Consider the following 21,202-nt stretch of genomic DNA (forward strand, 5'->3'; position numbering starts at 1 on the left):
GCCATTGTCCCAAGGCCTCTACGGCGCGACTATCGTCAGATTCATGGTGTTACTCCAACAATAACAATCCAGGAGTCTGACGATGCGTGATTACTCCGTGGCCGCGAGCGGCTTCGACTATTCCCAGGTGGCCAGTGCTTCTCTGCACGGTGGCCTCGATGCGCTTAACGCCTGCGTCGAATGCTGTGACCGCCATGTCGGCAACGCCAGGGTTGCGTTGAACTGGGAAGGCCGCGATGGCGACCATGCCCAGTACACATTCGAACAGTTGCAGCGGCTGGCCGCGCAGTTTGCCAATGTGCTCCGCGCCCAAGGCGTGGGCTCGGGCGACCGCGTCGCTGGTCTCTTGCCGCGAATTCCCGAGTTGTTGGTCACGGTGCTGGCCAGCTGGCGCTTGGGCGCTGTCTACCAACCGCTGTTCACCGCGTTTGGCCCCAAAGCCATCGAGCACCGCTTGCATCAATCCAACGCGCGTGTGGTGATCACTGACCGTGGCAACCGTGCCAAGCTCGACGATGTTGTCGATTGCCCGGCGATCATTTGTGTCGGGGCCCAGAGCGGCAGCGCAGATGTGGACTTCCATCCTGCGCTGGAAGCAGCCAGCGATGAGTGCGAACCGGTACTGCTCAATGGCGATGCTCCATTTCTGATGATGTTTACCTCCGGCACGACCGGGCCGGCCAAACCCTTGCTGGTGCCGCTGCGTGCCATTGTCGCGTTCCAGGGCTACATGCGCGATGCCGTCGACCTGCGCGACGAAGACAACTTCTGGAACCTGGCCGATCCGGGCTGGGCCTATGGCCTGTACTACGCCGTGACCGGTCCTTTGGCGCTGGGTCATGCCACGACCTTCTACGATGGGCCGTTCAGCGTCGAAAGTACCTGCCGGGTGATCGACAAGTACGCGATCAGCAACCTGGCCGGCTCACCGACCGCTTACCGCCTGCTGATTGCTGCGGGCGATGCGTTCTCCAGTCCGATCAAAGGACGCCTGCGAGTAGTCAGCAGTGCCGGTGAACCACTCAATCCTGAGGTTATCCGCTGGTTTTCCGACGAACTCGGCGTGACCATTCATGATCATTACGGCCAGACCGAGCTGGGCATGGTGCTGTGCAATCACCACGGTTTGCAGCATCCCGTGCATCTGGGGTCGGCAGGTTTTGCCATTCCCGGGCACCGTATCGTGGTACTCGATGAGCACAATCAGGAACTGCCTGCCGGGCAGCCCGGAATTCTTGCCGTCGATCGCGAACAGTCGCCGCTGTGCTGGTTCGGCGGCTATCACGGAGTGCCAACCAAATCCATGGTCGGCAAGTACTACCTGAGTGGCGACACAGTAGAACTGAACACGGATGGCAGCATCAGCTTCGTCGGCCGCAGCGACGATGTGATCACCACCTCGGGTTATCGGGTGGGGCCGTTCGATGTCGAAAGTGCGTTGATCGAGCATCCGGCGGTGATCGAGGCCGCTGTAGTCGGTAAGCCGGACCCGGAACGCACCGAACTGATCAAGGCTTTTGTGGTGCTGGCCAATGGTCAGCAACCCACTGAGGAGCTGGCCGAGGCCCTGAAGCAGCATGTGCGCCAGCGCCTGTATGCCCACGCCTATCCACGCGAAATCGAATTTGTCAGCGAGCTGCCCAAGACGCCGAGCGGCAAGCTGCAGCGTTTCATCCTGCGCAACCAGGAAATTGCCAAACAACAAGCTGCGCTGGCCACAGCTGCCAGTGCCTGAGGAACAACCATCATGCAGATTGCCAACAAGAACTTCATCGTCAGCGGCGCCGCCTCGGGGCTGGGGGCGGCCACCGCACACATGCTCATCGAAGCCGGTGCCCAGGTAATGCTGGTCGACCTCAATGCTGAGGCCGTCGCCGCCAAGGCCCAGGAACTGGGCGCCAAAGCGCGATTCGCGGTCGCTGACATCAGCCAGGAAGCCGCCGCCAAAGCTGCAGTAGATGCTGCCATTGCCGCGTTCGGCAGTCTCCATGGGCTGATCAACTGCGCTGGCATCGTCGGTGCCGAGAAAGTCCTGGGCAAGAATGGCCCGCACGGCCTGGAAAGCTTCAGCCGGGTAATCAACGTCAACCTGATCGGCAGCTTCAACCTGCTGCGCCTGGCTGCTGCGGCCATGGCCGAAGGCGAAGCGAGCGACGACGGTGAACGCGGAGTCATCATCAATACCGCCTCGATTGCCGCCTATGATGGCCAGATCGGTCAGGCCGCTTATGCCGCCTCAAAAGGGGCAATTGCCAGCCTGACCCTGCCAGCCGCCCGTGAACTGGCGCGCTTTGGCATCCGCGTGATGACCATCGCCCCCGGCATTTTCGAAACCCCGATGATGGCTGGCATGACCCAGGAGGTCCGTGACTCGCTGGCGGCCGGTGTACCGTTCCCGCCGCGCCTGGGTCGGCCACAGGAATATGCCGCGCTGGCCCGCCACATCATTGAAAACAGCATGCTCAACGGCGAGGTGATCCGTCTCGACGGTGCCTTGCGTATGGCCGCCAAGTAATTGCAGGAGTACCTAACATGACCCTCGCCAATGACCCGATTGTAATTGTCAGCGCTGTACGCACACCGATGGGCGGCCTGCAGGGCGACCTGAAAAGCCTCACCGCGCCACAGCTGGGCGCTGCTGCCATTCGCGCAGCGGTCGAGCGTGCCGGCGTTGCTCCTGATAGCGTCGAGCAGGTGTTGTTTGGTTGCGTGCTGCCCGCAGGGCTGGGCCAGGCGCCTGCCCGTCAGGCCGCATTGGGTGCCGGGCTGAACAAGAGCACCACCTGTACCACCCTCAACAAGATGTGCGGTTCGGGCATGCAGGCTGCCATCATGGCCCACGACTTGCTGCTGGCCGGCAGTGCCGATGTGGTTGTGGCTGGTGGTATGGAAAGCATGTCCAATGCTCCTTACCTGCTGGACAAGGCGCGTAGTGGCTACCGCATGGGCCACGGCAAGATCATTGATCATATGTTCTTTGACGGTCTTGAAGATGCGTACGACAAAGGCCGGTTGATGGGCACCTTTGCCGAAGACTGCGCCGGCAGCAACGGCTTTACCCGCCAACAGCAGGACGACTTTGCCATCGCCTCGCTGACCCGCGCCCAACAGGCGATCAAGGACGGCAGTTTTGCCAGCGAAATCGTTCCCGTAGAAGTTACCGAGGGCAAGACCCAGCGCCTGGTCAGTGAGGACGAGCAGCCGCCCAAGGCGCGCCTGGACAAGATTCCCCAGCTTAAACCAGCGTTCCGCGACGGCGGCACGGTAACGGCGGCAAACTCCAGCTCGATTTCCGATGGTGCCGCAGCGCTGGTACTGATGCGTCGTTCCCAGGCCGAAAAACAAGGGCTCAAGCCACTGGCCGTGATTCATGGCCATGCAGCTTTTGCCGACACCCCGGCGCTGTTTCCGACCGCCCCGATCGGCGCCATCGACAAACTGGTCAAGCGCACCGGCTGGAACCTGGCCGACGTCGATCTGTTCGAGATCAACGAAGCCTTTGCCGTGGTAACCCTGGCGGCGATGAAACACCTGGACCTGCCCCACGACAAGGTCAACGTTCACGGCGGCGCCTGTGCGTTGGGTCATCCGATTGGCGCTTCGGGAGCGCGCATCCTGGTCACCTTGCTGGCTGCCTTGCGCCAGAAAGGCCTGCGCCGTGGCGTTGCTGCCATTTGCATCGGTGGTGGTGAAGCAACCGCCATGGCCGTCGAGTGTCTGTACTGAGGTGCACCATGCTAGTCAATGAAGAACAACAGCAGATCAGTGAGGCGGTCCGTCAGTTCGCTCAAGAGCGCCTGCGTCCGTTTGCCGAGCAGTGGGACCGTGAGCATCGTTTTCCCAAGGAAGCCATCGAGGAAATGGCCGGTCTGGGCCTGTTTGGCATGCTGGTGCCCGAGCAGTGGGGGGGCAGCGACACGGGTTACGTCGCCTACGCCATGGCGCTGGAAGAAATTGCTGCGGGCGATGGTGCGTGCTCGACCATCATGAGCGTGCACAACTCGGTGGGTTGTGTGCCGATCCTCAAGTTTGGCAACGATGAGCAGAAACGGCAGTTCCTCACGCCGCTGGCCAGCGGCGCCATGCTCGGTGCCTTTGCTCTTACCGAGCCTCAGGCCGGTTCCGATGCCAGTAGCCTGAAAACCCGTGCCCGTCGCGATGGCGATCACTATGTGCTCAATGGCTGCAAGCAGTTCATCACTTCCGGGCAGAACGCCGGGGTGGTGATCGTCTTTGCCGTGACCGATCCTGCTGCCGGTAAACGCGGTATCAGCGCGTTTATCGTTCCGACCGATTCACCGGGTTACCAGGTTGCACGGGTCGAGGACAAACTTGGTCAGCATGCGTCCGATACCTGCCAGATCGTTTTTGAAGATGTGCGTGTTCCGCTCGCCAACCGCCTGGGCGAGGAAGGCGAAGGATATAAGATCGCTTTGGCCAACCTTGAAGGGGGCCGCATTGGTATTGCCTCGCAGTCGGTGGGCATGGCCCGTGCGGCGTTTGAGGTGGCCCGTGACTACGCGCGTGAGCGCCAGAGTTTCGGCAAACCCCTGATCGAACACCAGGCTGTGGCCTTCCGCCTGGCCGACATGGCCACTCGTATTGCTGTCGCCCGGCAAATGGTTCTGCACGCTGCTGCACTGCGCGATGCCGGGCGTCCCGCGCTGGTCGAAGCCTCGATGGCCAAGCTGTTTGCCTCGGAAATGGCCGAAAAGGTCTGCTCGGAAGCCTTGCAGACCCTCGGCGGATATGGCTATCTGAGCGACTTCCCGCTGGAGCGGATCTACCGCGATGTGCGGGTTTGCCAGATCTACGAAGGCACCAGCGACATTCAGCGCATGGTCATTGCGCGCAATCTTTGAAGGAGCAGTCTGTATGGCATTCGAAACCATCCTGTTGGACATCCACGGCAAGGTCGGCTTGATCACCTTGAACCGGCCGCAGGCGTTGAACGCGCTGAACGCGCAGATCGTCGGTGAGATCAATCAGGCGCTTGACCAGCTTGAAGCCAACCCGAACATTGGCTGCGTGGTGCTCACCGGCTCTGCCAAGGCCTTCGCCGCGGGTGCCGACATCAAGGAAATGGCCGACCTGCGCTACCCGCAGATCTATGTCGACGACCTGTTCAGCGATGCCGATCGTATTGCCAATCGCCGCAAGCCGATCATCGCTGCGGTGTCCGGCTTTGCCTTGGGCGGTGGTTGTGAGCTGGCGATGATGTGCGATTTCATTCTCGCCGCCGACAACGCCAAGTTCGGCCAGCCGGAAATCAACCTGGGTGTATTGCCCGGCATGGGCGGTACCCAGCGTCTGACCCGTGCCGTCGGCAAGGCCAAGGCGATGGAACTGTGCCTGAGCGGTCGCCTGATGGGCGCCGAGGAAGCCGAGCGTGCAGGGCTGGTGGCACGGGTAGTACCGCAAGCCGAGTTGCTCGAAGAAGCCTTGAAGGTAGCCGCGACCATCGCCAGCAAATCGATCCCGGTGAGCATGATGGTCAAGGAGAGCGTCAATCGCGCCTTCGAGGTCACCCTGAGCGAAGGCGTGCGCTTCGAGCGCCGTGTGTTCCACGCCGCTTTCGCCACTGAAGATCAGAAGGAAGGCATGGCTGCTTTCGTTGCCAAGCGCGAAGCCCAGTTCAAAGACCGCTGATCACGACCAGCGTGCCTCACAATGAACCGCACACCCAAACGGTGTGCAGTTCAGCTGTAGGAGCTGGAATAGCCTGCGATGGGCCGCGCAGCGACCCCTCTATGGTCTACAGGCCAAAAAAGTACTTTGCTGCCGAAGCTGAAGTGATCGGCGCACGGTAGACCGCAACGGCGTTGCCGGTGCTGGAGTCACTTGCACCGCCGGCGTGACGTTGGGCGGCAGTCTTCAGATGCCCGACGATGAAGTTTTCCCGCGCCGTGTCCATGGCAGGGTAGTGGAAGTGGGCGTACCACAGGCTTTTGTCCTGATGGCTGATTTCGTACTCGTCGAGAAAGTCATCCGGTCGGCCTTTTACCTTGAGCAACTGGTGCCGCTGGCCTATGACGCGCACCTGTACCTGGCCACGGTCAATCAAATACTGCACTTCTCCCATTCTCGGATTTTGTCGCAAGGCGGCTTGGGTCCGCAGCACCACGGCTTGTGTATTGAGCGTCTGGGCCAACTCGTCGAGTGACTTCATGATCAGCGCCGCGTCGTCGTTACGGCGTGCCTCATCTGTCTGGTTGTCGTTGGTCAGGTGCTGCTCGATGGCTTGGCGTTCGGTTTCCAGCAGCGTTTGCTGATGTGTCAGCAACTCTTCGATCTCGACCGGCAAGTAGCTGGCCGCTGTCGATAGTTGCAGGCTATGAAGCGTTGTACGCGCATTGGCCATGCGCTGACGGCTGTCCTTGAGTACGCGTTTCAACGATCGTGAGGTGCTTTGTGAGGGGCCGGGTGCCGGGACGCTTGGTACTTCGACCCAGTCATCCTGTTCCCTCCGGTAGGTTCGCGCCGGTGTCTTGTTGTCCGGGCCGGGTATATCTACCAGCGTGTCATCGCCCACCCGTGGTTCAGCCAGCAGCAGGCCATGGTCGGTAGTTTCAATTAGCCCCGGGGCCCGGCTTCGGAGTTGGTTGAGCGTGCTGTAGGACGGGTAATCCGGGAAGTCAGTGAGGTCCTGGCGCACGCCGTTGGCCACCTGCTCGACGTCCTGACGCAGTTCGGAAAGCACGTGCAAGGCGCCGTCGTTGTTTAATAACGGGGTGATGTTGTCCAGTTGGCGCAAGGTGACATCAAGCTGCTCCGCGATGCTGCGCAGAATACGTACATTGAGCTCGACAACAGGTTGCTCCACGTCGGACAGGTGTAATCGCTGGGCAATACCCAGATTGAGATTCTTCCAGGCACGGTCGAGCCAGAAGGTTGCCAGGTCGTTGAGCGGATGAAGCAGGCTTAAGCGATTGAAGTTGTTTTCCACCCGCAGGAACCGCCAGACAAGGTGCTCCGAGGCTTTCTCCCGTGTGGTCAATACCCATTCATTGAGTTCTGTAATTTTCGCTTGTCGCCGGCTAGCCAGGCGGTTCAGTTGCCTACGCGCTTCGGTCATCTTTGCCGCCGCGAGGATCAATTGATCGAGTAGCGGGCCCATGACATCCAGGCGCTCGGTAATGATGCGGCTATCAGCAGTGGATATATCTTCGAATGCAGGATGTTGGTTGGACAGCCCGGCCAATTGCGCCCGAAGAGGGTGGTAGAGCTTTTTCAACAGGCCATAGCCGGTTTGCTCGCAGCGCACGTACTCGTACAGCGCAGTTGCTCTTACGATCTTGTAGTCTTTGATCGGATTGATGCTGTTGCTTTGCTCCAGCGTCTGCAGAAGGTCGCTGAAAAACCGGGCGTAGCCTTGTGTCTTGGTCAGCAGCTGTCGCAGGTGGCTGGCATCGGTAACGCGTGAAGCCAGCTCCAGTGCAAGGTCCCGCTCAGTTTTTCCTTCCTTCATCTGCTTGAGGCCGACGTCAAGCTCCATTTTCAACGCGCGGTTCGAAAGCGCAGCTTGTTGTTCTGCGTGCGCCAGCTGCTTGCCCAGTGGCATGCCACCACGCAGCCGAAGCATCAGGTCAAGTCGCCAGCGCCCGACCTCATCCTGCGTCAGCCACGGGCCGGGCTCATCGGTGTCGGAAGAGCCGACGATGCGCGGTTGCTCGCGAACCGGATCGATCTCGACCTTGTACACCTTGTTGTCCAGGCTGGCCCAGAGTTGATCGTTATGCAGGTACAGCCCTTGCATCGGACCACTGGGTACAGGGGGACCCAGTTCTGCAAGGGGAATCTCGGCCTGCAGCTTCTTCAAGGCAGTTCGCTGAGTCGTATCAAGCTGGTGATCAGGCCGGCTCCAACCGAACTCCAGCGGGCTTTCACTGATGGGTGTTGGCAACAGGGGGAGGAGCGGCTGGTCAGGCGCCATGGCTGGCAAGGGTTCAACCCTCTGCAGGTCTTGGCTCAAGCGCGCAGAGGCGTGGGAAAACAACAGAACGGCAACGTTTACCAGCAGGTTGATCAGGCTTGTCCGGTGGCCCACAGGGTCGCGCTGGGCGTCGGCATTGGTGAAGGTCGCCAGAGCAATGCTCATTTGCACCAGCCAGGCTGCCTTGGCCAGGGTATCGCCGGCCAAGGGCAGCAGCGTATTGAAGAGCAACCAGCCGAGTGTTTGCCAGCGCTTCCAGCGTGTTGCCTCGGTACTGGTTGACTGCGCCTCGAAGTGCCTGATGGTTTCTTCGACACAAGCCAGGTACAAGGCTGTGCCAATGTCGGACACAGGCGTTTCGATCGCCAATTCGACGGGCGCGGGTGTGCCCCATGGCACGGCAAAATCATCTTCGACAGCCTGGTACAGATGGGGCTCCTGGAACCCGCCATGGGCGTAAATGCGCCGGGACGTTTCAGGCAGGCGCTGAAGCAGGTCGTCCTGTAACTCCCCCGGCATGCCAATGGCGACGAGCAGCGCCAGACGGTCGGGAAACTCCAGCAACGGCTGCGGATGCAAGGGGCGGTACAGGACACAAGGGCCTTTGTCCGGATGATGCGGTTCTAACAGCCAGGCATTGTGCAGCAGGTCGGACGTGGCACCCGGCTGGCTGAGCAGGCCTAAAGGGCGCATCACCCAGGGGCTAGGCGTGGGTGAAGGCGAGCTCAGGAATACCTGGCTGATACCCTCCACGGCGGCTTCGCCTACGGTGTTGTCACGCAGGTGCAACTCCATGGCAAACGCCGGTATCTGGCTGCGCAGTTGTGCAGCAAGCAGCCGTTGGCGTTGTTCTCGTTGTGCCGCATCTTCGAGCAACTTTTCTTTGAGCATCTGTGGGTAGGTGCTGCCAATATCCAGCGTACTGACCAATTGGCGCAGGTAGCGCTCGTCCATCCAGGTCGGTAACACCTGCGCTGACGCAGAGGTCAACTCAATCCTGCCCGGTGCCAGTAAGCCGAGATTGCCGATGGCCAGTTGAGCCAGTGAGAAGCGTACGGGGCGAATTGTGCCGTCGAAGATCAGTGAATCCTGGCCAGGTATGGCCGCTGCCTGGACTTGATAGTTGATGATCACTACATCACGAACGTCCAGGTCGTTGCCGGGATGGTCGATGGCGATCTGACGAGTCAGGTGCCGGTAACTGAAGGTTTCGGCATCGCTGATCCCATCTAGCCAGAACTGACCGTCCGCATCTTCGTAGCATTGTGCAACTGCCAGGAGCATTGCGCCGTATCGGCGTAACGCGGGCCCTTTGGTATTGCGCAACCAGTCGGGCAGTTGTTCAACAAGTTGTGTCCGCAACGTCTGTTCCGCGGCATTGCACAGGTCGATCATCGACGACAGACGATCCAGTTCAAGGCTCATCAGCGGGGCGCTGTATTCGGATTGGTACTGGTGTGCAAGCGCTGCAGCGGTGCGCATCTGTTGCTGTAGTACCCCGCGAGCCTGGGCTTCAAAATTATTACTGCTGTCTGGGATCAGGTGCAGCGCCGGCCGTGAGGCGGTCAGGGTTGGCCAAAGCCGGCCCAGCGCGTCAAACAACGCCTGGCGTGAGGCAATCGGCACCAGTTGACCGGATGTGCTGTAGATCAGCGTATTAACCAGACCCGTAACGGTGTCGCGTCGCTCAAGCAACAGCGCGCTGGCCAGGTCAACATCCAGGTAGGCGCTTGTCGAGGTGTCCAGCTCAAGGTGCTCGACGACGAGGTTGCCGGTGTTGGGCCAGGCAGCGCGTTCTTGCGGGGTGGGGTAGAGGTACACCAGGCTGGCCATGGCTGCGGCGGCATGGCTCAGGGTGCCGGTATCGTAGCTGGCGTCGGTGGCCGTCTTGAAGTGCTGCCTGAGGTAGTCGGCGTACCATTGCCATGGCGTCAGTCCCGAGGGGGCCGTCTCGCACCAGAAGGATGTCAAGGCGCGTTGGTAGTGATCCAGCAGCATAGGCCCGCAGTCATTGATCAGGCACTCGACAGCATGCAGGTCAATCACGATGGCTGATTGTGGGTCTGTGCTTTCTTGCAGGGTGAGAAAGTCTTCTCCGGGCGTCAAATTGAGCGTGCTGCCTCGGCAAAAGCGTTCCGCAAGGACTTGGTACAGTGGTCGTGCATAGGGCCTAGGCGGCGCGCTGTCGAGACTGACCAGATAAAGCGCCAAGGGGCTTTGACTACCGATATGGCGTGCTGGCCATTGCTCCTGGAGGAGGCGCGCACAGACCTCATAAAAGGTCGGTCGGAGGCTGAAGTGGCTGGCGACGGCGCAGCCGAGATCGGTATTGAGGGCGAGGCGATCTTGCAAGTTCATAGGCGAGTAGCTCTGCAGGGGTGGCACTCATTCAAGCGGGGGCGCTGGCCTGGTTGGCGATAGCGGGGTAGCACCCTGAGGCTGCAGCAGGGTACGCTCAGGTTGGCGGGGAAACACTTCGCGGTTTCAGCCCGGTTTCAATACTGATGGCGGAAGAATTGTTTCTACATGTGATGAGTTTTTTGCCCCTGTAATCGGTAAACAGGCACGATGTGACGCGACGAGAGGTGGGTCTATGGGGTTGATTCGCGGATTCCAGGCCGTTTCAGACCGTTGCACTGTCATTTTTGTTGCCCAGCAGGACGTGGCGCCTTAGACTGCCGCCCCTCGTAAATAGAGTGCCGAAGGGTGCTTGAAGAATTCCGCTGTCGGCGAACTGTCGGTGATGGCAATCCAATCGCTTAAATGCACGTTATTTTCATAGAGAAATCGATGACCAAGGAAAAGTTGCTGGCCATGCCGGCCGATGACTACATGAACGCCGAGCAACTGGCGTTCTTCACCGAGTTGCTGAAGTCGATGAAAGTCGAGACCCAGGAGCGCATCGAACAGAGCCGCATAACCATCGAGAGCCTGGACAGCCCTGCGGACCCGGCTGACGCCGCCTCGGTAGAGGAAGAGCGCCATTGGCTGGTTAACGCTATCGAACGCGACCAGCGCCTGTTGCCGCAGCTGGAGATGGCGCTCGGCCGTATCAACGACGACAGCTTTGGCTGGTGTGACGACAGCGGCGAGCCGATTGGCCTGAAACGCTTGCTGATCAGCCCGACCACCAAGTACTGCATCGAAGCACAAGAGCGCCACGAGCAGATTGACAAGCACCAGCGTCAACTTTGACCGGCACTACCGCCAAGGCCCCGTGGAGTAATCCTCGGGGCCTTGGCGTTTCTATCCGGCGTGCAATGTGTGTCGTGCCGGGATTTGTTGCCGTTGATGCAACACAGCTATACCGGCAATAGCTTTTACCGCTGCGGAATCGGGCGTATGATATCGTTAGGTTGCTAACTAAATTCCGGAGGGAATTATGAATAGCCGAGTCGATGTCGCCGTGATGATCGGGAGTGGTGTTCCTGCCTCCCTGCAAGCGATCGGCAAGCGGGTGTGCTGGGTAGTGCTGGTTAATGGTGAGCGGCGGGGCACAGCATTCGCTACGCGTGCCGAAGCCGTCGAGTGCCAGGTTGCCTGGCAGGAGCAGTTGCGCGCCAATCAACGACCTGGGGCGGCGCGCCAGGCCGTTTGCAGCTGATTTCAGCACTCCAGCGCGCGGGCCAGTTCGCAGGCGTCGCTGTGTCGGCAACGGAAGCCTTTTACCTGACCGGTCGCGTGTTCGGCGATATGAAAAAAGTTGATGCCGGCTGGGATCACGACGTATCGAGAACTGTCTATGCCCAAGGTTGCTTTTCGGGCGTTGATGTAAGAAATGTTGCTTCCCTCTCGACGGATTTCGGTGTTTTCGTGCATATTCCTTCCTTGTGAAATGTAGAAGAGATCCGAAGCCCCGATCTGCCGAGGGGCCTGGATGTATCTATCGCATTTTCCTGACAGTTTTGATGTCAGAAAGTACGTTTCCATTGACGGAAATTCGCAGGGTGCCTGTTGTGTCGCTTTGGCCGACGTGCAGGAGCGACAGTTCCTGCACGCTGAGGCGCCCGCCCGCACAGACGCTTCATGCTTTTACCTATTAGTCTTTCAGACTTCGACATTGAAGTGACGTTGCCTTCGTGGAGCCATGCTGTTCCCGCGGTGGCGTCGTGTAATCGGTTTGAGGAATTTTTCATTGGCAGTCAGTAATCTGGATACACATGCCCTGTTTGTGCTGGGCGACCTTAGAGCCAAACTGGTCAAACAGTTTCAATCGCGTTTTGTTTATGTCACCGAGCAGAACGCGGAAGGCCTGTACATGGCCGAAATCGACACTGAAACGGCCTTGGTTGTCGACGATAAGCAGCGATTGGAACTCAAGGTGGGCGATCACTTCCGTGCCGCCGTATTACCCAGTCGCGAAGGTGGCAAGCTGGAAGTCCGATTTCGTGAAATCAAACTGACGGTCTACGGCCTGGGCGATTATGCCTTTGTCTCGGTGCCGGAAGGTGAGGGTATTGTGCTGCGCGAAGGCCAGGGCGTGGTGATGATCTTTGCTGCCCACGAGCAGTTGCAGGAAGGCCTGGGCAAGATCCTCAAGGCCGCAACTGGCAAAGCGGCGAAATGGCGCAAGGGCGAACTGACTACCTTCAAGGCCAGTGAGTAAGCGAATTGTCGCAGCCATCGTCGAGCCGTGCTGATTTTCACGCACAGTACCAACATCAGGCCCGAGAGCAGGCTGCAGACTTGTTTGCACAACGCGCCCGCCTGCAAGGCGCGTGGTTCAACTGGGTTGCAACCGAGTTGTATCAGTTGAGCCCGCCGGAGTACGCGTCGATGGTCCGTCGTGAGTTGCAGGCGCTCACCGGCCAGTGATCAATGGCCCCTGTCTCGGCCACTGCTGATTTCTTCAGGGACTTCATCGCCAGCCATACGCTTGCGAAACAGTGCGGCGCGCGCCAGGAGCAAGGTGGTTACAGGGACAGTGATCGCCATCAGGATCGGAATCAACCATGCGTGGAGCACGGGTGAGTGCTTGAGCGCCGAGAAGTACAGGATTGAGGCCAGAGCAACGCACCATGTGCCCAAGGTCGACGCCAGGGCAGGCGGGTGCATGCGTTGGAAAAAACTCTTGAGCCGGATCAGGCCCAGCGCGCCGCTCAGGGCAAACAGGCTGCTCAGCAGCAACAGCGCAGCGACCAGTACTTCAATCCACAGCGGTAGCTCGTTCAGGTTGTTCATTCGATCACCTCGCCGCGCAGCAGGAACTTGGCCAGCGCAAAAGAGCCGACAAAGCCGAACAGCGCAATCAGCAGCGCACCTTCAAAGTAGGTGTCGCTGGCATAGCGGATGCCCAGTACCAGCATCATCAGCATCGCCAGAATGTACAGGTAGTCCAGTGCCAGTACCCGGTCCTGTGCCGAAGGGCCACGAAACAACCGGAACAGTGTCAGGGCCATGGCCAGGGCAAAAATGAACAGGCTGGCGAGGATCGCGTTGGCGAGCAGTCCTGTCATTCGAAAATCTCCATCAATGGGCGCTCGTAGGTCTGTTTGAAGTGTTCGATAAAGCGTGCTTCATCGTCCAGGTCGAACACGTGCAACAGCAGGACGCTACGATCCAGTGCCAGTTCCGACCAGATGGTGCCAGGCACGACCGTGGTAATCATCGACAAGGCCGCCAGGCCGTGGGCATCCCGCAGTTCGAGCGGGATGTGCACGAACCTGGAGCGTGGTGGGCGACGGTTGAGTGTCCAGACACTGCGCGCCACCTGCAGGTTGGAAATCAGTACATCGATACCGACGCGCACGATCAGGCGAACAACGGTCCAGGGGTGGCGGATGTGTACCGTCACGGGCCGCAGTGGTGCCATCAGCAAGGGCGCCAGCACGCCAAGCAGCACGGCGAGCAACAGGTTGCCGGGGCTGACCGAGAGGTTCAGCAGCAACCACAGCAGGCACAGGGACAGTGACAGTAACGGTGCGGGGAACAGGCGCTTCATGGTTGCACCTTCGCGCTGGCTGTCTGGCTGGTAGGGCCAGGTATGGGGCGGGTGCCGAGTACCGCGTTCACATACTGCTCGGGGTCCTGGAGGCTGGCCGCAGTGTCTTGGGTATAGCGCAGCAGCGGCTCGGCGCGCACGCTCAGGACAATGCACAGCCCGAGCAGGAGCACGATGGGGATGCATTCATAGCGACGCAGGGCGGGCGATGGGCGTTCCTGGGGTGTCCAGAAACGCTGGATGCCGACACGGGTCAGGGCAATCATCGTGGCCATCCCCGACAGTACCAGCAGCGCCACCAGGGCCCAGCCCTGAATCGACAGCGGCTGCTCGGCGGCGACGCCCAGGCCTTGGGGGTTGAACAGTGCGACAATCAGGCTGATCTTGCCAATGAAGCCCGACAGCGGAGGCATTCCAATGATCAGCAGCGCGCAGGCGATAAAACTCAAGCCGAGGAAGGCCATGGTCCAGGGGATCACTTGCCCGATCACGGCTTTTTGCTCGTCATCGAGGTTGATACCCTTGGGTGGATGCAGTGATTCAAGCGGCGAGGGTTGGCATTCGTCATCTTCAAGCGGCTGTTCGTTGGCCGAGCGCGAGCGTTCGATCAGCTCGGCCAGCAGGAACAGGGCGCACAGCGCCAGGGTCGAGCTGACTAGATAGAACAACGCCCCGGCTGTCAGTGCCGCTTGACCAAAGCCAATGGCGGCGATGAGCGTACCGGCCGATGCCAGGATGCTCCAGCTGGCCATGCGCTCCAGACGTTGGGCGGCCAGGATCGACACGGCTGCACAACCGAGGGTCGCGAGACCGCCATAAACCAGCCATTCGCCACCAAAGAACGCGGAGGCACCGGCCTGACCGGAGAACAGCAAGGTCCACAGACGAAGCACGGTATAGATGCCGACCTTGGTCATGATCGCAAACAGCGCGGCCACCGGGGCACTGGCCGCCGAGTAGGCCGGAACCAGCCAGAAGTTCAGTGGCCAGATCCCCGCCTTGGCCAGGAACGCGATGGCCAGGATCGCCGCACCGGCATGCAGCAGGCCACGGTCGGCTTCCGGCACCAGCGGAATTTTCAGCGCCAGGTCGGCCATGTTCAGAGTGCCGGTTACGCCATAGAGCATTGCGGCACCGATAAGAAACAGCGACGAGGCAAACAGGTTGATCGCGATGTAGTGCAGCCCGGCCTTGACCCGGGCCCGGCCGGAGCCGTGCAACAGCAAGCCGTAGGAGGCCGCCAGTAACACCTCGAAGAACACGAACAGGTTGAACAGGTCGGCGGTCAGGAAGGCGCCATACAGGCCCATCAGCTGGATCTGGAACAGCGCATGGAAGCTCGCCCCGGCTCCATCCCAACGGGCCATGGCGAAGATCAGCGCGCTGACGCCGATGATCCCGGTGAGTACCAGCATCAGCGCCGACAGTCGATCAACCACCAGGGCGATACCAAACGGCGCTTGCCAGTTACCCGGCAGGTAGACACCGATCGAGCTGGCCTGGCCCTGGGCTTGCACCCACACCAGCAAGGTAATCGAGATCGCCAGCCCGAGAAGGCTGGAAAGCAGGTTCAGGCGAGCCTTGAGCGGCCTGCGTTTTTCGCCCAGCAGCAGCATCAGTGCCGCCGTGAGCAGCGGCAGCAGGATGGGGGCAACGATCAGTTGGTTCATGAAGCTCATTCGTTGGGCTCCCGGCCATCCACATGGTCGGTTCCGGTTAACCCGCGCGATGCCAGCAGTACCACGAGGAACAGCGCGGTCATGGCAAAACTGATGACAATGGCTGTCAGCACCAGGGCCTGAGGCAGCGGGTCGGTATAGTTGAGCAGGTCTTGTGGTACGCCATCCTTGATGATCGGCTCCTTGCCGATGAACAGGCTACCCATGCTGAAGATGAACAGGTTGACGCCATAGGACAGCAGGCATAAACCCATCACCACCTGGAATGTACGCGGTCGCAGGATCAACCAGACACCGGAGGCCGCGAGCACACCAATGGCTATTGCGATGACTTCTTCCATCAGGCGGCTCCTGTCGGGTTGGCTTTGGGTTGGCTGGCCGGACGGTGTCCACGTACTGACTGGTGAGCCAGGGCAGTGAGGATCAACAGCGTCGAGCCGACCACGACGGTGAAGATGCCGATATCGAAGAACAGTGCGCTGGCGATATGGATGTCGCCCAGCAACGGCAGGTGCAGGTGGGCCGTGTGTGTGGTCAGGAAAGGGTAGCCAAGCATCATTGCGCCGCCGCCGGTGAGGGTGGCACACAACAAACCGGTACCCATCCAGCGCAGTGGTCGCAGGCTCATCTGCGCTTCGACCCACTGTGTGCCGGCAACCATGTATTGCAGAATGAACGCCACCGACATCACCAGGCCGGCAACAAAGCCGCCGCCCGGCTGATTGTGCCCCCGCATGAACAGGTACATGGAGACTACCAGGGCGATCGGCAGCAGGAGGCGCACCAGCACTGCCGGGACCATCATGAAGCCCAGGGCAGTGTCGGCTGCCTGGCGCGGGTTGACCAGGTCAGTGACGACATCAGGTGCCAGCAGGCGCTGCTGGGCAGGCAACTGCATGCTCTCGCGGGGCGGCCGGAAGCGACGCAGCAGCGCGAACACCGCCAGCGCCACGGCGACCAGCACAGTCACCTCACCGAGGGTGTCAAAGCCGCGGAAGTCGACGAGCATGACGTTGACAACGTTGCTGCCGCCACCTTCGGGCAAGGCCCGGCTCAGGTAGAAGGAAGAAATATCGTTAGGTGTCGGACGGGTCAGCATCGAGTAGGACAGCAGCGCCATACCGCCGCCTACCAGCACGGCGAGAATCAGGTCGCGCAGGCGCCGCAGGCGTGCCTGTTCCTGGCTGCCAGGCACTGGCGAGACGCCCTCGATCCGTCGCGGCAACCAACGCAAGCCAAGCAGGATCAATACGGTAGTGACTACTTCAACTGCCAGCTGGGTCAGCGCCAGGTCCGGCGCAGAGAACCAGACAAAGGTGATGCAGGTCATCAGCCCGCAGACACTGACCATGGTCAGCGCTGCCAGTCGGTGGTACTTGGCTTGCCAGGCGGCGCCCAGGGCACAGGCAATTGCGATCAACCAGAGTGTGACAAATACCCCGGAGCCCGGAATCTTTGGCCGGTCACCCCAGCTCAGTCCGCTGTGCAGCATCGGCAGCAGGCCGGCCAGAAATGCCACCAGGACCAGCATGAACAGCTGCTTTTGCAGGCGGCGGGTGGTCATCACCCGCTCGAAGCGGCGGGCTGCACGCATCAACAGGACTTGCCCGTGTTCGAACAGACGTTTGCCATTGAAGCGCTCGATCAATGGCGGATATGGGAAGCGCCCCAGCTTGAGCTGCTTACGCAACAGCAGATAAAGCAGGACGCCACCGCACATGGCGATGAGGCTCATGATCAGTGGGGCATTCCAGCCATGCCAGACCGCCAGGCTGTACTCCGGCAGCGTACCGCCCACCACCGGCAACGCTGCGGCAGCCAGCAGCGGCCCGACTGACTGGGCAGGGAACATGCCGACCACCAGGCAGGTCAGCACCAGCAGTTCGACCGGCGCGCGCATCCAGCGCGGGGGTTCGTGTGGAGTATGCGGCAAGTCGGTGGCGGGTGGGCCAAAGAACACATCGACGGTAAAGCGCAACGCGTAAGCCACGCTGAAGGTGGCCGCCAGGGTGGCAATGACCGGCAGCGAGGCTTCGATCCAGGCACTGGAACTGATGAACACGGTTTCGGCAAAGAACATCTCTTTGGACAGGAAACCGTTCATCAGTGGCACACCGGCCATGGAGGCACTGGCCACCATGGCCAATGTTGCAGTAAACGGGATCAACCGGAACAGGCCGCTGAGTCGCCGGATATCCCGTGTGCCGCTTTCGTGGTCAATGATGCCGGCGGCCATGAACAACGAGGCTTTGAAGGTGGCATGGTTGAGGATGTGGAATACTGCGGCAACCGCTGCCAGCGGGCTGTTCAGGCCGAGCAGCAAAGTGATCAGGCCCAGGTGGCTGATAGTCGAATAGGCCAGCAAACCCTTGAGATCGTTCTGAAACATGGCGGCAAAAGCGCCCAGCAGCAGGGTGCAGGCGCCGGCCCCGCCGACGATCCAGAACCACTCTTCGCTGCCGGAGAGCACCGGCCACAAACGCGCCAGTAGAAATACCCCGGCTTTGACCATGGTTGCCGAGTGCAGGTAGGCCGAGACTGGGGTGGGTGCCGCCATGGCGTGAGGCAGCCAGAAATGGAACGGGAATTGTGCGCTTTTACTCAGTGCGCCGATGAGGATCAGCGGCAGCAGGACGGGATACAGGGCATGGTTGCGAATCTGCTCGCCGGCAGCAAGGACCTTGTCGAGGTCATAGCTGCCGACCACATGGCCGAGCAGCAGCACCCCCGCCAGAAGACACAAGCCCCCCGCGCCAGTGACCATCAGGGCCATGTAGGCACCGCGGCGGGCGTCGGCGCGATGGTGCCAGTAACCGATCAACAGGAAGGAGAAAACGCTGGTCAGTTCCCAGAAGAAAACGATCTGGATCAGGTTGCCGGAGATCACCAGGCCGAGCATTGCGCCCATGAAAGCCAGGAAAAACGCGAAGAACCGTGGTACCGGATCCTGCGGGGACATGTAGTAGCGTGCGTACAGCGACACCAGCGTGCCGATGCCCAGGACCAGCAGCGAGAAAAGCCAGGCAAAACCGTCCATGCGCAGGACCAGGTTCAGGCCCAGGCTTGGCAGCCAGAGGAATTCTTCGCGGATCACGCCGCCGTGGGCGATCTGCGGGTACATCAAAGCGACCTGAACGGTGCCCGCCAGGGCGACAAGCCCGGCAAGCAGCGACTCGCTGTTGCGTGCGTTGTGCGGCAAGACAGCCGCCAGGCAGCTGCCGATGAACGGCAGAAGCAGTAGCACTATCAAGGACATAGATTTCTAATCTGCAGGAGTTTGTAAGGGATCATACGTGGCGTACCGTCGATCACCAACAAAGAAGCTGTGGCAGAATCCTACAAACGCGGTGTATCAAACATTTTTTTTATAACAGTTTTTTTCAAAGAATAGACGGATATTGGCCAATGGCTCAGGCTTCTCGTCCCTGTTCGTGAACCTCCAGGGTTTTGGCGACGTGTTCGCGGCGTTTGATTTTCAGCTCGCTGACCACCACGGCGATAACGATCAACAGCCCGCCAAACAGGGCAATCCCGGGTAGACGCTCGCCGGCTATGCGCCCCACGACCCCCGCCCACACCGGCTCTCCGGCATAGATCAGCGTAGCGCGGGTCGGTGATACCGACTTCTGCGCCCAGTTCATCGCCACTTGAATGGCTGCGCTCATGGCGCCCAGGCCGAGGGCGCTGAGCAACAGCAGCCAGGAAAAGTCAGGTAAAGGTTCCTGGGTTGGCACCACCATCATGAACGACAGCAGCGACGCTGTTGCCAATTGCACCACAGTCACCCGGCGTACATCGACCTTGCCCGCGTAGCGACTGATCAGGATGATTTCTGCGGCAATTGCCACGGCGCTGACCAGGGTGGCGATTTCGCCTGCGCTGAACTGCAGTGAGCCCCCCTCGGGGCCGGCCAGCAGCATGAGCCCGACAAACGCCAGGCCGATGCCCAGGCTTGGCATAAGGCCCGGGCGGCGTCCCAGCACGAACCATTGCAACAACGGCACGAAGGGCACGTACAGCGCGGTGATGAAGGCCGACTGGCTACTGCTGATGGTTTGCAGGCCGTAGGTCTGCAAGCCGTAGCCGAGCATGATCGAGACACCAATCAACACCCCGGCCTTGAATTCGGTGGCGGTGAGCCCCGACAGTACACGTGCCGATACCAGGCCAACGAACAGGGTCGCGGCGGCAAAACGCAGGCCGACGAAGAACATCGGGCCGCTGACGGTCATGACGTTGTGCACCAGCAGGAAGGTGCCGCCCCAGAGCATGGTGATAAACACCAGGACCAGTTCAGCCTTGCTCAGCCGGAAGGAGACGGAAGGGCGTTCAGGAGGAGTGATTGGAGGCATGGTCTTGCACACAAAAGAGAGGGAACGCACAATTGCGAGGAGTGAGCAGTATACTGCGCAAACCCTGACAGTGAGCAATATAGTGCACAAAGATTTCAATCAACGCGCGTCGGTGCTGCAACATGTCAGCCAGAATGTTCGCCGTCTGCGGCATGCTGCTGATCTGAGCCAGATTGCCCTGGCGGAAAAATCCGGTGTCAGTCGGCGCATGCTGGTGGCAATCGAGGCCGGTGAGAAGAACGTTAGCCTGACAACCCTCGATCGTGTTGCCGAGGCGCTCGATGTTGCCTTCACCGACTTGATCCAGGCCCCCGACAATCGCGACCCGAGCCGGATCAACGAATTGGCCTGGACCGGCGTTCAGCCGGGGAGTAAAGCCGTGTTGCTGGCCAGTTCCGTTGCCACGCGCGAGGTCGAGTTGTGGGAGTGGCGGCTGGAACCGGGCGAGACTTATCTGTCCGAAGCGGATGCCGATGGCTGGAGTGAGCAGGTCTATGTGTTTGAGGGTTGCCTGACACTGATCATCGAAGACCAGCAGCAGCGCCTGCAGACCGGTGACTTCTTCAGCTTTGCCAGCAACCGCATGCACGCCTACCGCAACGACGGCGAGGTGGCTACGCGGTTCGTGCGCAATGTGGTGATCTAGCTGGGCTGGCGTTGAGGCCAGCCCGCTGCGTTACGTTCAACCCTTCAGGTAGTCTGCGGTTGAAACGACCTGGGCATAGGCGAATGCCAGTGAAGCCATATAGGCAGCATGCACGTGGGCAGCTGGCACCGTTTGCCCGTTGAATTCCAGGTCGCGGCTGGCACAGGCGTCATGGATCACCGTAACGCTGTAGCCCAAATCAGCGGCAGCGCGAGTGAAGCCATCGATGCACATATGGCTCATGCTACCGATGACGGTCACTGCCTCGACTTTGTGCTCATCCAGCACGGCCTTGAGGTTGGTGTTCAGGAACGAATTGACCTTGTGTTTGAGCACTACCGGCTCGTTGTCCTGCGGTGCGACTTTGGGGTGGATCTGCGCGCCCTCCGAACCCGGGGTGAAAAACGGCGCATCGCTCGACTCGAACTCATGGCGCACATGCACCACCAGGTCGCCCTTGCCACGCGTTGCGGCAAGGATGCGTGCCGCATTATCGGCGGCGCGTTCTGCGCCAACCAGTGTCCATTTACCGCCGGGGAAGTAGTCGTTCTGGATATCGATGACAATCAGGGCGTGCTTGCTCATTGCAGGTGCCTCTTGGAGAGAGTGGTTGTGGTGTGGGTAAAGTTATAGGCTTTAGCCGTGCGCTTG

Annotated in this window: 20 protein-coding genes; 10 read left to right on the forward strand and 10 right to left on the reverse strand. The window is 60.3% G+C overall.

The window, feature by feature from the left end; translation table 11 throughout:
- Window positions 1-82: 82 nt before the first annotated feature.
- From DM813_RS26045 to DM813_RS26065, 5 genes are read left to right on the forward strand one after another with little or no spacing between them, the layout of a single operon-like run.
- On the forward strand, window positions 83-1,735 hold the full coding sequence (locus DM813_RS26045; protein WP_128326268.1) for an AMP-binding protein: 1,653 nt from the start codon (window positions 83-85) through the stop codon (window positions 1,733-1,735).
- A gap of 12 nt (window positions 1,736-1,747) precedes the next feature.
- Complete coding sequence (locus DM813_RS26050) at window positions 1,748-2,515, forward strand: SDR family NAD(P)-dependent oxidoreductase (RefSeq protein ID WP_128326269.1); 768 nt, start codon at window positions 1,748-1,750, stop codon at window positions 2,513-2,515.
- A gap of 17 nt (window positions 2,516-2,532) precedes the next feature.
- A complete protein-coding gene (locus DM813_RS26055) occupies window positions 2,533-3,726 on the forward strand; it encodes an acetyl-CoA C-acyltransferase (protein ID WP_128326270.1) in 1,194 nt (397 codons plus the stop codon).
- A gap of 8 nt (window positions 3,727-3,734) precedes the next feature.
- Window positions 3,735-4,862 (forward strand): acyl-CoA dehydrogenase, encoded by a 1,128-nt coding sequence (locus DM813_RS26060; RefSeq protein ID WP_128326271.1) that lies wholly within the window; start codon window positions 3,735-3,737, stop codon window positions 4,860-4,862.
- Between the two features lie 13 nt (window positions 4,863-4,875).
- On the forward strand, window positions 4,876-5,649 hold the full coding sequence (locus tag DM813_RS26065; RefSeq protein ID WP_128326272.1) for an enoyl-CoA hydratase: 774 nt from the start codon (window positions 4,876-4,878) through the stop codon (window positions 5,647-5,649).
- Window positions 5,650-5,755: 106 nt separating this feature from the next.
- On the opposite strand, the gene DM813_RS26070 is transcribed toward DM813_RS26065, so the two are convergent.
- On the reverse strand, window positions 5,756-9,979 hold the full coding sequence (locus DM813_RS26070) for a dermonecrotic toxin domain-containing protein (RefSeq protein ID WP_128326273.1): 4,224 nt from the start codon (window positions 9,977-9,979) through the stop codon (window positions 5,756-5,758).
- A gap of 744 nt (window positions 9,980-10,723) precedes the next feature.
- On the opposite strand from DM813_RS26070, the gene DM813_RS26075 reads away from it, so the two are divergent.
- Both DM813_RS26075 and DM813_RS26080 read left to right on the forward strand, forming a co-directional pair.
- Window positions 10,724-11,128: a TraR/DksA family transcriptional regulator gene (locus DM813_RS26075; protein ID WP_128326274.1), complete on the forward strand. Its 405-nt coding sequence runs from the start codon at window positions 10,724-10,726 to the stop codon at window positions 11,126-11,128.
- A 187-nt stretch (window positions 11,129-11,315) separates the two neighbouring features.
- Window positions 11,316-11,537 (forward strand): hypothetical protein, encoded by a 222-nt coding sequence (locus tag DM813_RS26080; protein ID WP_128326275.1) that lies wholly within the window; start codon window positions 11,316-11,318, stop codon window positions 11,535-11,537.
- 2 nt (window positions 11,538-11,539) lie between these two features.
- On the opposite strand, the gene DM813_RS26085 is transcribed toward DM813_RS26080, so the two are convergent.
- Window positions 11,540-11,752 (reverse strand): hypothetical protein, encoded by a 213-nt coding sequence (locus DM813_RS26085; RefSeq protein WP_128326276.1) that lies wholly within the window; start codon window positions 11,750-11,752, stop codon window positions 11,540-11,542.
- A 316-nt stretch (window positions 11,753-12,068) separates the two neighbouring features.
- On the opposite strand from DM813_RS26085, the gene DM813_RS26090 reads away from it, so the two are divergent.
- Together DM813_RS26090 and DM813_RS26095 are read left to right on the forward strand one after the other, a co-directional pair.
- Complete coding sequence (locus DM813_RS26090; RefSeq protein WP_128326277.1) at window positions 12,069-12,539, forward strand: hypothetical protein; 471 nt, start codon at window positions 12,069-12,071, stop codon at window positions 12,537-12,539.
- 5 nt (window positions 12,540-12,544) lie between these two features.
- Entirely contained in the window at window positions 12,545-12,748 is a 204-nt protein-coding gene (locus DM813_RS26095; protein ID WP_128326278.1) for a hypothetical protein, read from the forward strand.
- Here DM813_RS26095 and DM813_RS26100 read toward each other — a convergent pair whose 3' ends face one another.
- From DM813_RS26100 to DM813_RS26130, 7 genes are all read right to left on the reverse strand, one after another.
- Window positions 12,749-13,114, reverse strand: coding sequence for a Na+/H+ antiporter subunit G (locus DM813_RS26100; RefSeq protein WP_128326279.1), 366 nt, complete (start codon window positions 13,112-13,114; stop codon window positions 12,749-12,751).
- Window positions 13,111-13,389 carry a K+/H+ antiporter subunit F gene (locus DM813_RS26105; protein ID WP_038612978.1) on the reverse strand — a complete coding sequence of 93 codons (279 nt, stop codon included), beginning with the start codon at window positions 13,387-13,389 and terminating at the stop codon, window positions 13,111-13,113. The genes DM813_RS26100 and DM813_RS26105 overlap by 4 nt, the downstream gene beginning before the upstream one ends.
- Entirely contained in the window at window positions 13,386-13,874 is a 489-nt protein-coding gene (locus DM813_RS26110) for a Na+/H+ antiporter subunit E (protein WP_128326280.1), read from the reverse strand. Before DM813_RS26110 ends, DM813_RS26105 begins: the two co-directional genes overlap by 4 nt.
- Window positions 13,871-15,553, reverse strand: coding sequence for a monovalent cation/H+ antiporter subunit D (locus tag DM813_RS26115; protein WP_128326281.1), 1,683 nt, complete (start codon window positions 15,551-15,553; stop codon window positions 13,871-13,873). Before DM813_RS26115 ends, DM813_RS26110 begins: the two co-directional genes overlap by 4 nt.
- On the reverse strand, window positions 15,550-15,894 hold the full coding sequence (locus DM813_RS26120; RefSeq protein ID WP_010224297.1) for a Na+/H+ antiporter subunit C: 345 nt from the start codon (window positions 15,892-15,894) through the stop codon (window positions 15,550-15,552). The genes DM813_RS26115 and DM813_RS26120 overlap by 4 nt, the downstream gene beginning before the upstream one ends.
- On the reverse strand, window positions 15,894-18,809 hold the full coding sequence (locus tag DM813_RS26125) for a monovalent cation/H+ antiporter subunit A (protein ID WP_128326282.1): 2,916 nt from the start codon (window positions 18,807-18,809) through the stop codon (window positions 15,894-15,896). Before DM813_RS26125 ends, DM813_RS26120 begins: the two co-directional genes overlap by 1 nt.
- Before the next feature lie 154 nt (window positions 18,810-18,963).
- Entirely contained in the window at window positions 18,964-19,905 is a 942-nt protein-coding gene (locus tag DM813_RS26130) for a DMT family transporter (protein ID WP_128326283.1), read from the reverse strand.
- 82 nt (window positions 19,906-19,987) lie between these two features.
- On the opposite strand from DM813_RS26130, the gene DM813_RS26135 reads away from it, so the two are divergent.
- Entirely contained in the window at window positions 19,988-20,551 is a 564-nt protein-coding gene (locus DM813_RS26135) for a helix-turn-helix domain-containing protein (protein ID WP_128326284.1), read from the forward strand.
- Window positions 20,552-20,587: 36 nt separating this feature from the next.
- On the opposite strand, the gene DM813_RS26140 is transcribed toward DM813_RS26135, so the two are convergent.
- Window positions 20,588-21,136: a cysteine hydrolase family protein gene (locus tag DM813_RS26140; protein WP_128326285.1), complete on the reverse strand. Its 549-nt coding sequence runs from the start codon at window positions 21,134-21,136 to the stop codon at window positions 20,588-20,590.
- Window positions 21,137-21,202: the final 66 nt, after the last annotated feature.

The organism is Pseudomonas alkylphenolica, assembly GCF_004025535.1.
GTDB lineage: Bacteria > Pseudomonadota > Gammaproteobacteria > Pseudomonadales > Pseudomonadaceae > Aquipseudomonas > Aquipseudomonas alkylphenolica_A.